The sequence below is a fragment of the Aequorivita sp. KMM 9714 genome (genome assembly GCF_011065475.1).
Classification (GTDB): Bacteria; Bacteroidota; Bacteroidia; order Flavobacteriales; family Flavobacteriaceae; genus Aequorivita; species Aequorivita sinensis.
Window position 1 is genome coordinate 287,328 of sequence record NZ_JAAGRO010000002.1, and the last position, 14,630, is coordinate 301,957.

Here is a 14,630-nt window from a genome sequence, read left to right on the forward strand (position 1 = left end):
CTGATTTAGAATTTTATCAAGCTAGTTTTATTCTATTGAATTTAATCAATTATGGTTAAATATCTACCATGATACGTAACACCATTAGGATTTAAAAGTGATTTAGGATTATTTTCTATAACTGAACCACTATTACTCTCATCAACTCTCCATTGGACCCTTATGGTTATTGGTTCTCCCACAACCACTTCAACTGGAAACATTGGAAGTGAAACGTGATAATATCCATCGTTTATACGAGATGCTCTCATTTGAGTATATGGGATACCTGGTAAATTAGGAGTAGCTGAAGATAAACGGAATCTTGCCTCTCCTTTATGTTCTCCGTATAAGTTATAAGTTACATAAATTGGTGACTGAGTTGGAGTAAACGTTATAGATAACCCTTGGATATTTTCCCACCCTTCATCATCTTTTTGCACATTTGTTGAACCAAATACTGTATATTTATTATTTGAGGCACTTAACGACAAAGCATAAGATAAGACTGTCCATTTTGATAATGCTTTACTGTATTGCAATGTAACAGAAGTATTCTTACCACCTAATACTAGGTTAGTGTTTGAAGGACATATAATTTTAGAAGCGTTGCCTGAGCTATTATGAACTATAGTCATCTTTCTATTCGTAGTATTTATTAACCTTACTATTTGTCCGTCAGCAGCAGAATTAATTCTAGAAATTCCATCAATAGAGAAAGCACCATTATCAGGTCCAGTTATAAGATATTGAGAATATTGAGTTGAGCCTAGCGAAATATCAATGTGGGTACTATTATTTAAATTTAATGAACTCCCCTCCCTTAAAGACAGAGCTCCATTAATATCTAATGTAGTTGTAGGCGTTTCTGTCCCAATCCCCACCTGAGCGACAGCTTGAGAAATAAATAATACAGAAAATAATAAGAGAAAGGATTTTTGGAGCGTGAAGTACAGCTTCATAAGGGATATAGTATAAAAGGAGATTAAAATATTTTTTTGCGGGGAGTCCACAAAACTAAGAAAGATAGACGTGATTGTCAAGTTTTAGCTAAGTTTTTTGATACTCCATCAATTACACTAAAATGGCTCTTGCTTAAAAGTAGTTATTATTGAATTAAAACATTTATAAGTGAAGAAATTGCTATTCAGCTGTTAGTCTTAGGGTGGCCATTTTTCTCTATTTCAGTGCAGCTTTAAGGAAATGGCTACTAGCAAAAGAATTTGACTGAAAGTTTTTCATTAAAATCCTTCTGGCGTTGCAACTGTTTTGGTTGTAGCCTTCTCCATATCAACATCAATAGGATCGTTCCATTTTTTTGTAATAAAGTCATTTCTATAGATAGTTACATCCATATAAATATCTGTATTCATAGGTCCAAACCTATGGCTTCTACTGTTTTGCACAAAACCTTTAATCCACCATTCTCCATTTTCTACATAAGCATAAAACTGATGTCCTTCCATATACATATCACTGTTATCAGCGGTAGACCTAAACGACACATTTGTAGTTTGATCGTCATGAATTAATAGGTAATATCCGTGAACGGCAAGGGTGTACTTTTCCGCACTTATTTTAGTATTGTAACCATCTCTTAAGCCATATTCAGAAACATCTCTAAACAAAAACTTAATATAGTTTAAAGGGCCATAGGAGCTCGTTCCAATATCGTATTTTACCAACTTGGTTTCATTGTCCTTAACTACTAAAAGTTTAGAACTTGTAACATTTAAATCCCCACCAGGATTTTCTAAATAAAGTTTATCCTTTAACAAAACATCACCTATTACGTCAAGTGTGGCAATAGGGTTTGGGTTATTAATTCCGACTTGCGAGAACATCCCAAAACTTTGAATAAATAAAATAGCTAAAAGAAAATAATGATTTTTCATATTTAATTATTTAAAGACCTATAGGTGCGGGAGCCGATCCTACGCTTAATCCATAAAGATCTACCTCTTTTGGCGGAAGTTCTTTAAAATACTTCCTGTCAAAAACTATTAAGCTCACATTATATTCTATACTATTGTTACTGCTATTATTTCTTATTCTATTTCTTATTTCTAAGTGCCATGTACCATTTTGCACAAATGTTCTAGAAACAAAATATCCGAGTTGCGTATACGAATTATTGGACTGCCCTTTAATAATAGGCTCGCCATCATACTTAAAGTTGGAAATACCTACAATATATTTAGTTGCATCGTATTGAAGGTCGACGTTTCGTACATTATCTCTCCTTAAATTGTGAAACCTATAGTTAATAATATTAACCGGGGCAACGCTAATTGATTTTACATCTAATTTGGCTACTTCCCCTGGAGGATTGGAATTGCTCTTTCTCAACAATAGATTAAGGTTAGTGCTTTCAGTATTTACACTCTCTAAATTTTCCAACTTAAAATAATTTTGAATTAAAAGTGAGCCTTCAACATCTAATTCATACCCTGGGGTAGGTGTGTCTGTACCAATTCCCACTTGAGAATAACCGAGATAGGTTATACAGAATGCAAATAGAAAAACAATAATTTTTATCATATTAATCGATAATTGGGGATGTTGCCTCCTTAGTGGTTGCACCATTCATTTCAATAATTTGGTCTGGAAATTCCTTGGCTATATTTCTTGTAATTAAAATAGTGTTTATCGTCCAAGTTCCATTTACAAAACCATCTGTTGTTGCAGATGGATAATCAGCTCTAATTCGCCACGTTCCAGTAATAGGGTCTACAACTGTAGAAACTGCTGGAATTGCAAAATTCCCAGGGGTACCATCCATCACTAGTTCATGACTAAAATAGGCTGATATTACTATCATACCATATTTTGAAGCCTTTATATTTGTATTAAAGTCACTTACCCAATCTCTACTCACATTGGTTAACTTGTATTCTTGAAAGTAGGCTAAGGAATTTCCTGCGTAAGTCGTGTTTAACTCCTTTATCATATTTCCTTGGTTTTGCGTTAACAAAAAGGAAACATCTTCATTTTGAACCACTCCTAAATTTTCAACATTAATAGCACCATTTATGGTAGTATTTCCAGCCACCTCCAAGGTGGTTCTAGGTGTAGTAGTATTAATACCTACTTGTGCAAAAATTGGTAATGATAGTAAGCAAAAAATAAATAGTAGAATATTCTTTTTGAAGATGAGGATACGCTTCATGCAGTTAAGTAGTTGGGGATGAAATCTTTATAATTTTTTTTATAAAAATTAACCTTATTACTAACAAACTTAGAAAAAAGATTGATAATATTTTAAGGTTTTATTAAGAAAATTTATAAAAAACTAATGAGTTGTTAAAGGCTTTTGTGGAAGGGATTTGTTAATGAGAAGATTAGCGGGTTTTTTAAAATAATTTAAATATTAACCACACTATCACCTTATAGCTATTTAATATTTTAAGGATGTTTTTGAAAAAATACCATTTTTTGATGATGCTGCATTTATAGCTTTAAAATTAAAAACCCTACAAAGTATTACTGAGCAGGGATTATTAAAGTTTATGAGAAAATTTAATACAACTACTTATTAATCAATTGTTGCACTAATGCTTCCAGTTTTGTAATTCTTGCTTCTTGGGAGTCAATAATTGATTGTTGTTCTTTAATTGCTTCTACGAGTACAGGTACTAAGGCTGTATAGTCAACAACATTTAATAATTCAGATTTCGATTCAGAAGCTGATTGACTTTTAATATATGCATCGTCGAATGGTACTCTTTTTTCTGCTACTGCAAAAGGCAAATATTCTTTAACGTTCTGCGCAATAAAGCCATAATACGTATGAGGGTCTTCCGATGCATTGGGATTAAATTTTTTCATATCGTAATTATATGATACACCTTCTATTTTTAGAATGTTATCTAAAGCAGATGAAATTTTTATAACGTTCTTTTTGGCTCTTTCATCAGAAAGATTATATAAACCATTTGCATATCCAAGACCCCCCAAGAATAAACCTCCGTAACCTTGCCACTGTCCTGATGTTGGTATTGATCCGCGAACCCCATATCCATTGCTTGAATTTGAAGCTCCTCTAACTCCAATTCCCTCACCAGAATTAGCTATCGCTAATCCAAAAACACCTGATGTTGCATATATAGTACCATTATAATCAGTAACTCCTTCAAATGCATTGTAACCATTTACTCCCGAATTACGTGAAGAAAGTGCAACTGCGTTAGTTCCTGAATTTACAAAAGTAGCCATGGAAGTATTTTCACCCACATTACCAGAATTTAACATATGAAAATTAAAGGCTGGGGTTGAAGTTTGAATCCCTATTCGATTATTGGCAGCATTAATAAAAAACATATTAGAGCGACCACTACTTCCAATTCTAAAATTATAATTACTTTCTTCATTATTAAAAGCCGCTTCAGTTCCTGAAAATCTAACCCTTTCATTTCCATTAGTTGAAAACCCTAGAGTGTTATTTTGTATTCTATACATTCCTATATCACTATCTGAACTCCATGAATAAAAAGGCGCTGCAGCGGTTCCATTACCCATTGCATATACTTGTTCAGCATTAGGTATTCTAAATTTCTCAGTTCCATTTGTTGAAAAACTTATAACATTATCAGCCTGGCTCCACATTCCTGTATTAGATCTATCTACCCAAGAATAGGTAGGTTGTCCAGGCCCTCCATTATGAAAACTACGCAACCTACCATTATTTGTAAACTCAAATCGCTCTACATCATTCGTTCTTACTCGTAATGGCTGATTATCAGTTGTTCCTATAAAATTTGTACCTGGCACAGTTCCCGCATTCCCGATTAGTTTCCAATCGTCACTAACGTCAGAACTTGCTGCAATTCGCACCCATTGACTCCCATCGTTGAAATAATATCCTGGGGTAACTCCATTAGCACCTGATGTATTTGCTTTATTATAAACAGCCATTCCACGTACGTGAGCAGATAAGGGAGCTACATTATTAGTTGCAACAAGATCCACCCTAGGTAAAAGCAACCCTCCAGGTGTTGTTGAGGCATCTATCTCCAGTAGGGCATCACCGTTAGGGTCGGTAGTACCTATCCCCACTTGAGCAAAAGTCGTTAATGATAGAAATGATAATAAACAGAAAAGAAATATTTTGTTCAGAGTAAAAATTTGTCTCATGTGTTTTATGTTTTTAGTTTGACATGTAAATTATGTTGAATCAAACACTTACAACATCAACAAACATAAAAATAAAATACCTATTTATCATTAATTTTAAATAAATTTTTACCACTAATCACATTAAATATTAATAAATTAAACTATTCCCAATTCAAATCCTAATTACATAAATAATTATTAATACAATACAAGCTTAATAAAAATCACTCATCTGGTGATATTAAAACAGCATTTAAAATCACACTCTTATTGCTCTTTAATTTAGAATTTGTAATACTGTCAATACTTGGTTTATACGTTAAAGCACTTTGATTAGTAATTGGCTCTAAGGATAGAAAAGTTTCTTTACGCAAAGAGTCGTTATCCACAATATTAGTACTTGGAATTCTTGAATGAAAAGTTTTTTCTACTGTTGTAGAAGCCGGATTAATTAGTACGGGCGTAAGAGTTAAATTCCTTGTACTTGTTTTAGACGAATTTTCTTCACCTTGAGTTTTAACTTGATCATAATTTTTTTCTTGAGTTGTTCCAATTGCTGAATAAAACAAGCACCCCATAATAAATATTAATTTTATTGCTTTCATATTATTGTATTATAGTAATATTAAAAAGCATTCCTGGGTATGTAGTAAAGTTAGTGTTATTCGACACGACAAAGCGAACTCCATTTGATCTTATCTCTATATTATGAATTGTAATATCATCATAAATAGGTGAAGACCAATCTCCTTGAATATTTACAAATGCAGATGCACTAGTGGTAAGCCCGGGTACATTGACCGTTATCGAAACTACAGCTCCAGGACTTAAAGACGTTCCAGTTGAAGTAACATATCTATTAATTTGGTTTACATTCCCTAAACTTCCACCCCAAACTGGAGCACTTGCCGGACCATTTGAAACTAAAACTCTACCCGCGTCTCCCGCCTGATTTCCAGGCATAAATGCACCATTAATCCTTAAATTCCCATCCACTTCTAGCCTTTCAGATGCATTTGCTCCTGAACCAATTTTCATATTTCCATTTGCTGAAACTTTAATTCTCTCACTTCCATTTGTTGAAAATCCTAGCGAATTTGCTCCTACCCTATATATTCCAGTATCAGTATCTGAAGACCAAGAATAAACAGGTAATGCCGCAGTACCATCTGTCATAGCTCGTAATTTCCCACGATTGATCGCATTGCCACTTGAAATTTCAAAAGCTTCTGTATTTGAAGTTCTAAATCGCAAATTTGTTGCATCTATAGTCCCAACAAAATTATTGGCAGCGTTTAAACCATTATTCCCTGTTACCGTCCAGTCATCGTTTGGAACTGAAGCATCGGCTATACGCACCCAATTTACTCCATTATTAAAATAATAACCAGGAGTAACAATGTTTGGAGCAGCACCAGCTGTTACAGTATTATAAACCAACATCCCTGCAACATGTGCAGAAAGTGGTAAAAAACTATCAGTTGATGAAAGCGCTACACTTGGCAGTAATAAACCACCAACCGCACCAGGTGAAGAATGAACTTCTAATACTGCACTAGTGTTTGGATTAGTAGTACCAACCCCTACTTGAGCTATTGTGTTTTGATAAAATAATGCGAATAGGAATATGAGCCCAAAGATCCCCACCTTTTGGAAGTATATTTTCATAATAAAGCTTTTCAAGGGTTACCCCTAATTCATAATTGGTTAAAACATCAATGAATTTACAAATTATAGTTGACTTTATTAATTTTTTAATGTTAAATGAAGTTGTTTATTAAGAAAACATAAATCATTAGCACTTATAATTACTAAAACCGCAAAATCATTTTACAAAATATACCGAAATTTAAAAGCATCAAAACCTCTGAAATGATAGGTTGGTTGTTGGTCTTTAGTCTTTAGTCGTTAGTCTTTAGTCGGTGGTCGTTAGTTGTTGGTAGAGAATCGTTTTTAATGTCATTTCATTTATCTACTACCCCTGTGTCTAGATACTAGATTCTTGGCTCTCTTGTCTCAGCACTCACCACTTTCGTTCTCAGAATTCATCCTACGTCTTATGTCTACAGTCCTACGTCAATAAGCAACCCTTCCACCCTCCATCTAGATTCTAGTATCTAAATTCTTGCTTTCAAGTTTCTTACTTCATGTTAAAATGATAGCATGGAGCTTGTAGTTGGTAGTCCGTAGTTTGTAGTTTGTAGCCAATATTTTTCAATTTCTAATAATTACCCACTACGCCCTCCATCTAGATTCTAGATTCTAGATTCTAGATTCTAGTTTCTAGATTCTAGATTCTTGACCCTTATCTCCCCACTAAACACTTTCGCATCCAGAATTTATCCTACGTCTTATGTCCTACAGCCCTACGTCAATAAAAAACCTCTCAAATCCTTAATAACATTTCATTTTCATCTTCATTTTAGTTTTCGTAATTTCGTACCTCCAAAAAAAATCAGACTTAAATACATAAAATGAGCAAATACGACGTAATAGTTTTAGGAAGTGGGCCAGGTGGTTATGTTACTGCCATCAGAGCTTCACAATTAGGTTTAAAGACCGCTATTGTTGAAAAAGAAAGCCTTGGAGGCGTATGTTTAAACTGGGGCTGTATTCCTACAAAAGCACTTTTAAAAAGTGCACAGGTTTTTGACTACCTAAAACATGCAGATAGCTACGGCCTTAGCGTAAAAGAATTTGACAAAGATTTCGGAAAAGTTATTGAAAGAAGTCGTGGCGTAGCTGACGGAATGAGCAAAGGTGTTCAGTTTTTGTTGAAGAAAAACAAAATTGACGTTATCAATGGTTTCGGAAAGCTAAAAGCTGGAAAGAAAGTTGATGTTGACGGAAAAGAATATTCTGCAGATCATATTATTGTTGCTACTGGTGCGCGTTCACGCGAATTACCTAACCTTAAGCAAGATGGCAAAAAGGTTATTGGTTACCGCGAAGCAATGACTTTAGAAAAGCAGCCTAAAAGTATGATAGTAGTAGGAAGTGGTGCGATAGGTGTTGAGTTTGCACATTTTTACAATTCTATGGGTACCGAAGTTACTATCGTTGAGTATTTACCAAACCTAGTACCTCTAGAAGATGAAGAAGTGTCTAAACAATTTGAGCGTTCATTTAAGAAAGCTGGAATTAAAGTAATGACAAATTCTTCTGTTGAGAAACTTGATACTTCTGGTAAAACTGTAAAAGCTACTGTAAAAACTAAAAAAGGTGAAGAAACTCTTGAGGCAGAAATAGTTCTTTCAGCTGTGGGTATCGCATCAAATATTGAAAATATCGGACTTGAAGACGTAGGTATTGTAACAGATAAAGGGAAGATTTTGGTAAATGATTTTTACCAAACAAACATTCCTGGCTACTATGCTATTGGTGATGTTGTTCCTGGTCCTGCCCTAGCCCACGTTGCTTCAGCCGAAGGTATTACTTGCGTTGAAAAAATTGCTGGACACAATGTAGAACCAATAGACTACGGTAACATTCCAGGATGTACATACGCTAGCCCAGAAATTGCAAGTGTAGGTATGACCGAAAAACAAGCTAAAGAAGCGGGTTACGAAATTAAAGTTGGTAAGTTCCCATTCTCTGCAAGTGGAAAAGCTAGTGCTTCAGGTAATAAAGACGGATTCGTTAAAGTAATCTTCGACGCTAAATACGGCGAATGGTTAGGTTGCCATATGATTGGTGCCGGTGTAACCGATATGATTGCTGAAGCTGTTTTAGGTAGAAAACTTGAAACTACAGGATACGAAGTATTAAAAGCAATCCACCCACACCCAACAATGAGTGAAGCTGTAATGGAAGCCGTTGCAGATGCTTATGGGGAAGTGATTCACTTGTAATCTTTGGATAAAAGATAGAAGCTAGATGTGAGATGATGAAATTTAGAATCTATTAAAAACCTAAATGTTATAATAATTAAAAAGGGCCGGACTTAAAAGTCTGGCCCTTTTTTTATGATGATGATTTAATATAAAATTCACTTCAATTTACACCCTAAAACCTAGTCTATAATTGTAAGATATCTATTATGTGATTGGTTTGATGAGGGGTGATTATAAATGGCAGAAGCACCTATGCCTTCTCTAAACCATTGTACACTAAATTTAATTTTTTCACCGGGAGTCACTTCTAATGGATACATTGGAAGTGAGGCATTGTAGGATCCACCACTATTTGACGCTCTAATTTCAAGTCCTGGAATTGGGTCGCCATTTACTAGAATTCGGAATTTAGCAGATGCTGAAAAATCTCGACGCCCGGTAGCATTAAAGTTTAAGTAAATTAATGGGCTAGAAGGAGTAATTTCTATATCTAATTCATCAAAAGTATCCCAGGAGGAATTTTGCCGATGAATATTAGATTTTCCTATTGCATCAATTTTTCTCATACCCTGCTTTGATGCGTATCCTAAAACTGTCCAATTCCTAAGAGATTTGCTGTATTGTAAGGTTACAGATGAGTTTTTCCCTTTTAAATTCAAATTACTTTCATTTGGACATAAAATACCTAAAGAATTTGCCATTTTATCATTTACAATTGTCATATCATAACCTGTACTATTTATCAATCGTACAATTTGACCATCGGCTCCTGAAATTGGCTTAATACTCTTTATCGAAAAAGCTCCCGTAGGGCCTTCAATTAGGTATTGAGAATAAGGCACTTCTCCTAAATCAATATTTTCACTAACACCATCATTTATTTTAAGTGGAGCTACACTTTCTCTCAAAGAAATTCCACCGTTAACATCGAGTGTAGTTGTTGGATTTGTATTGTTAATCCCTACTTGCGAAAAAGCAGAAACTGAAATAAAATAAGCTAAAATGGCTGTTAAGACAATTCTGTTATTCATAGTAAAGTTGATATTTATGACGTTAAGTATGTTTGCTTTAAGCGCGCGAAAATACTATATTTTTCATAATCGAATGAATAAAACAAAATGATTAACTTAAACTTAAAATCTAAGTCGTGAGATTTGAGATTTGAGATTTGAGATTTGAAAAACAGTAACTAGTTACCGTTTTTCAAATCAATATAAAGCTCCTTCCCCTCTTTTAGGGGAAGGTGGCTTTCAAATCGTAAAACGATTTGAAAGTCGGAAGAGGTCAGATTAGCCTACGATTTCAAAAGTAAGACCACGAGTTTATGGCTCAAGGGTCACAACTTATGACTCAGGCTCCTGTTCCCAAATCTATTTATTCATGCTAAGCATATCCTTTTTAGCCTTCTCAAAAAACTAAAACCTACCAATCACCAATCATCTTCTAAAGTCTTTCTTCCAAAAAACTTTGTAACGCTAACTCATAGCTCTGCAATCCAAAACCTACTATTATCCCTTTAGCATGGGGTGAGATGTAGCTTTTATGGCGAAAGTCTTCTCTGGAAAAAGTATTGGAAATATGCACTTCTACTACTGGAGTTGTAATTGCTCTTACGGCATCTGCTATACCTACTGAAGTATGTGTGTAAGCAGCCGCATTTAGAATAATACCGTTGTAACTGAAGCCCACTTCTTGAATTTTATCAATTATTTCACCTTCAATATTAGACTGAAAATAAGAAATCTCAAGATTTGCATATTTCTTCTGTAGTCTCTCTAAAAATTCAGTAAACGACTCGTTTCCGTAGATATCGTTTTCTCTATTCCCGAGCAAGTTTAAGTTCGGCCCGTTTACAATGATTATTTTCATACCGTAAATATAGAAAATTAAAGAAAGAGCAATAAATTCTTATTCATAAAACAAAATGAACAGGAATTAAAACGAATACCCAGCAGAAATTTGCAAGACGTTATTGGTGCTTTTAACGTCTTTGGATGTACGATGGTAGCCAAGAACTACACCTTCGGTTTCATTTACATTAGACACTCCAATAACATACCGTAGCTGAACAAATATCCCTAAATCTAATCGATATTCTGCACCTATTCCAAGTCCTAAATCGAAATTGTTTATATCGCCTTTCATGTCGTTTTTTTGAACAGTAGATCTACCCAAAAATCCTGAGGAGGTAATTTCATTTTTAGCAGAAACAAGATACCCCAGCTGTGGCCCTCCCATTACGCTAAAATTATCTATTAGGTAATACTTTGCCATTAGCGGTAGATTAACGTAATTGAGATTTGTAATTATTCTTGGACCATCTGTAGCCATCGTATTATGCTCAGAACCTTGAGCAGAAAATAAGATTTCAGGTTGAAAAGTTAAATTAGTTACAATTGGAAATTCTGCTAAACCACCTAGATGAAATCCAAACACACCTCTAGTATTATTGGTGAAATCACCTCCAACACTAGCAAAATTAACTCCTCCCTTTACTCCTAACCTTAATTCAGATTGTGCTTTTACCGAAATTGAAAGAGATAAAAGCAAAAACGAAAAAGCGAATATTTTTTTCATAATAATTACATTTCTTTAATATATAATTCACCTCATAAATTCTAAACACAATACAGCAAATTAAATTTAGAATGTATATCCTGCAGAGATTTGAAACACGTTGTTTTCAACGTTTAATCTATAATCATCTTCTGGATCGTACTTTTCAGGCTCACTAATTTCTATTAATCCTTTAGTAAATCTCAAGCTAAAAAAGACACCCATTGGAAGTTTATAGCTTACACCACCCCCAATTCCAAAGTCAAAAGTTTTTGTATAATCGGAAACATCACTCTCTACTCCATTTGTAGTTTGTTTCGCTTCTATTAGAAAACTCGGAACAGGTCCTAGTTCTACACTAAGCCCGTGAATTATGTGATATTTTGCCAAAATAGGAACATCAATGTAGCTCAAGTGTGTTTCTGTACCAAAAAACTCGCTTCCTTTTTGGGAGTAGAGCACTTCTGGCTGAACTGAAAATTTTTCCGAAAGTGGAATCTCTGCTAATCCCCCAATATGAAGCCCTACCCGTGTATCGAATCCTGTAAATGAATCTCCAGTAAAAGTCGATAAGTTTACCCCAGCTTTTACACCATAGGTTATCCCTTGAGCACTAGCCGTAGCAATTGACACTACCGATAGTACTGTAATTAGTAATAGTTTTTTCATGTGTTGGTTGTTTATATTAATTTATCTAATCTACACATAAAAAATATAAGATTACTTATGAATTGTATAAAACAAAAAAAAGCAGGAAAATGAATTTCCTGCTTTCAAAAAAAAAATATAATTTGGTTAGAAAGAATATCCTGCTGATACTTGGAATACGTTACTTTGGTTTGAGCCTGAATAATCGTCAATGTCATTAACATCTAATAAACCTTTGTTATAACGCAAACTAAAGAAAACCCCCATATTTAAACGGTAAGTCGCTCCAATTCCGAAGGCTGCGTCAAAGCTTTTAAAAGCGTCTTTTATATCCTCGTCACTATCATCACTTGCATTAACTAACACTCCAAAAACAGGACCTGCTTCAGCGCTTAACCCTTCGATTATATAAAATTTCGCCAATACAGGTACACGTAAATAATCTAGCTTAAGGTCACTATTACCCAATCCCCAAGCGCTCCAATTTGAACCTTCAGAAGAGTATAGTAATTCTGGTTGTAGGGCAAATTTTCCTTTTAATGGAATTTCAGCTAAAGCTCCTATATGGAAGCTTGTTCTAGACCCTAGACTCCCAACACCATAACTATCACCGCCTAAAGAGGCTACGTTTAGACCTAGTTTTGCACCTAAGCGAACTTCCTGGGCTTGAGCAGTTGTACAGGTTAATGCTACTACTGCGATAAAAAGTAGAATTTTTTTCATAATTGATTGATTTAGTTTAAAAGTTAATAGTTACCATTATTAATTCAAGAATATTTTAATGGACACTTTTCAATTCAACATAATTTCACAACACCAAAAATGTCTACACAAACGTATGTATCTAGCTAAGGCTTAACAAGTCCTATTTAGAATTCGGGGGCTTTCGATTAGAATTTGGTAATTGATATAAATCCACATTAGAAAACACAAAAACTAAAGGTATTACCGCCAACAGCGTTACCTGTACAGTGTTTTAGATATAAAAAAACCACCCAAAATGGGTGGTTTTTAATTGTATTAATAAGATTCTAAATTATTAGAATGAGTAACCTGCTGATAATTGGAAAACGTTGTTTTGGTTTTTACCATCATATCCATTTATATCATTAATGTCTGAAAGACCTAATGTATAACGTGCTCCAAAGAAAACTCCCATTGGAAGTCTATACGATGCACCAACAGCTAATCCTAAATCAATACTATTTACTGAATCAGAGATATCTCCAGAACCAAACTCATCTTCAATAGCTTGTGCAATTGTTGGGTCAATTCCATCTAAATCAAGTTCCGATTCAGCAGAAACTAAAAATCCTACTTGAGGACCTGCTTCTAAAGCGAGACCATCTACAACGTAATACTTGGCCATCACCGGAAGGTTAATATAATCTAATTTACTTTTTGATGTTGCAGTAACACCAAGAATTTTATTTTCGATTTTAGCACCTTGAGCAGAGTATAAAACCTCTGGTTGAATTGCAAAACGCTCCGTTACTGGGATTTCAACTAAAGCACCTAAATGGAAACCTGTAAGAGACTCTAAGTCTTCAGTATTATCACCTCCAATAGTTGCGAAGTTAACACCACCTTTTGCTCCTAAACGCACTTCTTGCGCTTGTGTAGCGGTTACTGATAACATTATAGTTGCTGCAATAAAAAATAACTTTTTCATATTTATTTGTTTTTTTAGTTAACACTTCAAAGGTCTTAAATTAGTCATTTCACATCCTAATTTTTAATTTTCTTTTAACTGAAAACTACCAAACTTTAGCTGTTTTTATGAAATCGTCTTAATGTTTATACAAAAAAACCACCCTGAATGGGTGGCTTGTGATATCTATATTTTAATTCTACCTATAGGAAAGAATAACCTATGGTTAACGAAATATACTTATGTCTTCCGCTTTCCAACTGATAATCCGTAACATTTGTAATTCCTAGGTTAAATCGACCTTCAATTCTAATTCCATACGGGAAATCGTATCCCATACCCATTACAGCAGAAATATCGGTATCATTTCCATCTGCTTTTATACTAGTATTATTAATAACAGTTCTTAAATCATCATCTATTAAAAACCCAACTTGTGGTCCAACTTGTATATAAAGTGGCTGATCATCTACAAGATAGTACTTTAAAACAACAGGCACGTTTAAATAAGTTAATTCAAACTTACCACTATCCGTAAATTTAGCTCCTTGTTCAGAATACAATGCATCGACTTGCAACCCAATTCTATCTGAAAATTTTATACCTGCAAAAACTCCTACAACAATCCCTTCTGTATATTCTAAATTAAGTGGTTCTAAGCCATAAATATTCGAGAAATTTATCCCCCCTTTTACTCCAAGATCAAATTCTTGTGAATAAGAATTTACTCCAATAAATAAGATAATAACTGCAACTATCAGTTTTTTCATATTAATTCGGTTTAGTTTTAAAGAAAACAAATATATAGTATATCTAACAATCTAAAATGCTTTTACTTTAATTGTTAA

The 14,630-nt window shown here is 34.1% G+C and carries 15 protein-coding genes; 1 reads left to right on the top strand and 14 read right to left on the bottom strand.

Going from position 1 to position 14,630, the window contains the following annotated elements; genetic code table 11:
* Positions 1 to 41: 41 nt before the first annotated feature.
* From G3A46_RS07520 to G3A46_RS07550, 7 genes are all read right to left on the bottom strand, one after another.
* The gene (locus G3A46_RS07520; RefSeq protein WP_165148298.1) at positions 42 to 863 is read right to left on the bottom strand and encodes a hypothetical protein; all 822 of its coding nucleotides are present in this window, start codon (positions 861 to 863) and stop codon (positions 42 to 44) included.
* Positions 864 to 1,220: 357 nt separating this feature from the next.
* The gene (locus tag G3A46_RS07525; RefSeq protein ID WP_165148301.1) at positions 1,221 to 1,874 is read right to left on the bottom strand and encodes a hypothetical protein; all 654 of its coding nucleotides are present in this window, start codon (positions 1,872 to 1,874) and stop codon (positions 1,221 to 1,223) included.
* A gap of 10 nt (positions 1,875 to 1,884) precedes the next feature.
* Complete coding sequence (locus G3A46_RS07530; protein ID WP_165148304.1) at positions 1,885 to 2,520, bottom strand: hypothetical protein; 636 nt, start codon at positions 2,518 to 2,520, stop codon at positions 1,885 to 1,887.
* Between the two features lies 1 nt (position 2,521).
* Positions 2,522 to 3,148, bottom strand: coding sequence for a hypothetical protein (locus tag G3A46_RS07535; RefSeq protein ID WP_165148307.1), 627 nt, complete (start codon positions 3,146 to 3,148; stop codon positions 2,522 to 2,524).
* Positions 3,149 to 3,507: 359 nt separating this feature from the next.
* Positions 3,508 to 5,112, bottom strand: coding sequence for a tail fiber domain-containing protein (locus G3A46_RS07540; RefSeq protein ID WP_165148310.1), 1,605 nt, complete (start codon positions 5,110 to 5,112; stop codon positions 3,508 to 3,510).
* Positions 5,113 to 5,318: 206 nt separating this feature from the next.
* Positions 5,319 to 5,699: a hypothetical protein gene (locus G3A46_RS07545; RefSeq protein ID WP_165148313.1), complete on the bottom strand. Its 381-nt coding sequence runs from the start codon at positions 5,697 to 5,699 to the stop codon at positions 5,319 to 5,321.
* 1 nt (position 5,700) lies between these two features.
* On the bottom strand, positions 5,701 to 6,762 hold the full coding sequence (locus tag G3A46_RS07550) for a hypothetical protein (protein WP_165148316.1): 1,062 nt from the start codon (positions 6,760 to 6,762) through the stop codon (positions 5,701 to 5,703).
* Between the two features lie 806 nt (positions 6,763 to 7,568).
* On the opposite strand from G3A46_RS07550, the gene lpdA reads away from it, so the two are divergent.
* Positions 7,569 to 8,945, top strand: coding sequence for a dihydrolipoyl dehydrogenase (gene lpdA, locus G3A46_RS07555; protein WP_165148319.1), 1,377 nt, complete (start codon positions 7,569 to 7,571; stop codon positions 8,943 to 8,945).
* A 161-nt stretch (positions 8,946 to 9,106) separates the two neighbouring features.
* On the opposite strand, the gene G3A46_RS07560 is transcribed toward lpdA, so the two are convergent.
* The 7 genes from G3A46_RS07560 to G3A46_RS07590 form a co-directional block, all read right to left on the bottom strand.
* Entirely contained in the window at positions 9,107 to 9,958 is an 852-nt protein-coding gene (locus G3A46_RS07560; protein WP_165148322.1) for a hypothetical protein, read from the bottom strand.
* 412 nt (positions 9,959 to 10,370) lie between these two features.
* The gene (gene aroQ, locus G3A46_RS07565) at positions 10,371 to 10,796 is read right to left on the bottom strand and encodes a type II 3-dehydroquinate dehydratase (RefSeq protein WP_139854881.1); all 426 of its coding nucleotides are present in this window, start codon (positions 10,794 to 10,796) and stop codon (positions 10,371 to 10,373) included.
* Between the two features lie 66 nt (positions 10,797 to 10,862).
* Entirely contained in the window at positions 10,863 to 11,504 is a 642-nt protein-coding gene (locus G3A46_RS07570; RefSeq protein ID WP_165148325.1) for a porin family protein, read from the bottom strand.
* A 66-nt stretch (positions 11,505 to 11,570) separates the two neighbouring features.
* Entirely contained in the window at positions 11,571 to 12,152 is a 582-nt protein-coding gene (locus G3A46_RS07575; protein WP_165148328.1) for a porin family protein, read from the bottom strand.
* Positions 12,153 to 12,278: 126 nt separating this feature from the next.
* A complete protein-coding gene (locus G3A46_RS07580) occupies positions 12,279 to 12,854 on the bottom strand; it encodes a porin family protein (protein WP_165148331.1) in 576 nt (191 codons plus the stop codon).
* Positions 12,855 to 13,170: 316 nt separating this feature from the next.
* Complete coding sequence (locus G3A46_RS07585; RefSeq protein ID WP_165148334.1) at positions 13,171 to 13,803, bottom strand: porin family protein; 633 nt, start codon at positions 13,801 to 13,803, stop codon at positions 13,171 to 13,173.
* Between the two features lie 182 nt (positions 13,804 to 13,985).
* Entirely contained in the window at positions 13,986 to 14,552 is a 567-nt protein-coding gene (locus tag G3A46_RS07590; RefSeq protein WP_165148337.1) for a porin family protein, read from the bottom strand.
* Positions 14,553 to 14,630 lie beyond the last annotated feature (78 nt).

Bases quoted from the DNA above. Each gene is read 5' to 3' on its own strand.
- G3A46_RS07525 (WP_165148301.1), bottom strand. From the start codon at position 1,874: ATGAAAAATCATTATTTTCTTTTAGCTATTTTATTTATTCAAAGTTTT.
- G3A46_RS07530 (WP_165148304.1), bottom strand. From the start codon at position 2,520: ATGATAAAAATTATTGTTTTTCTATTTGCATTCTGTATAACCTATCTC.
- G3A46_RS07535 (WP_165148307.1), bottom strand. From the start codon at position 3,148: ATGAAGCGTATCCTCATCTTCAAAAAGAATATTCTACTATTTATTTTT.
- G3A46_RS07540 (WP_165148310.1), bottom strand. From the start codon at position 5,112: ATGAGACAAATTTTTACTCTGAACAAAATATTTCTTTTCTGTTTATTA.
- G3A46_RS07545 (WP_165148313.1), bottom strand. From the start codon at position 5,699: ATGAAAGCAATAAAATTAATATTTATTATGGGGTGCTTGTTTTATTCA.
- G3A46_RS07550 (WP_165148316.1), bottom strand. From the start codon at position 6,762: ATGAAAATATACTTCCAAAAGGTGGGGATCTTTGGGCTCATATTCCTA.
- lpdA (WP_165148319.1), top strand. From the start codon at position 7,569: ATGAGCAAATACGACGTAATAGTTTTAGGAAGTGGGCCAGGTGGTTAT.
- G3A46_RS07560 (WP_165148322.1), bottom strand. From the start codon at position 9,958: ATGAATAACAGAATTGTCTTAACAGCCATTTTAGCTTATTTTATTTCA.
- aroQ (WP_139854881.1), bottom strand. From the start codon at position 10,796: ATGAAAATAATCATTGTAAACGGGCCGAACTTAAACTTGCTCGGGAAT.
- G3A46_RS07570 (WP_165148325.1), bottom strand. From the start codon at position 11,504: ATGAAAAAAATATTCGCTTTTTCGTTTTTGCTTTTATCTCTTTCAATT.
- G3A46_RS07575 (WP_165148328.1), bottom strand. From the start codon at position 12,152: ATGAAAAAACTATTACTAATTACAGTACTATCGGTAGTGTCAATTGCT.
- G3A46_RS07580 (WP_165148331.1), bottom strand. From the start codon at position 12,854: ATGAAAAAAATTCTACTTTTTATCGCAGTAGTAGCATTAACCTGTACA.
- G3A46_RS07585 (WP_165148334.1), bottom strand. From the start codon at position 13,803: ATGAAAAAGTTATTTTTTATTGCAGCAACTATAATGTTATCAGTAACC.
- G3A46_RS07590 (WP_165148337.1), bottom strand. From the start codon at position 14,552: ATGAAAAAACTGATAGTTGCAGTTATTATCTTATTTATTGGAGTAAAT.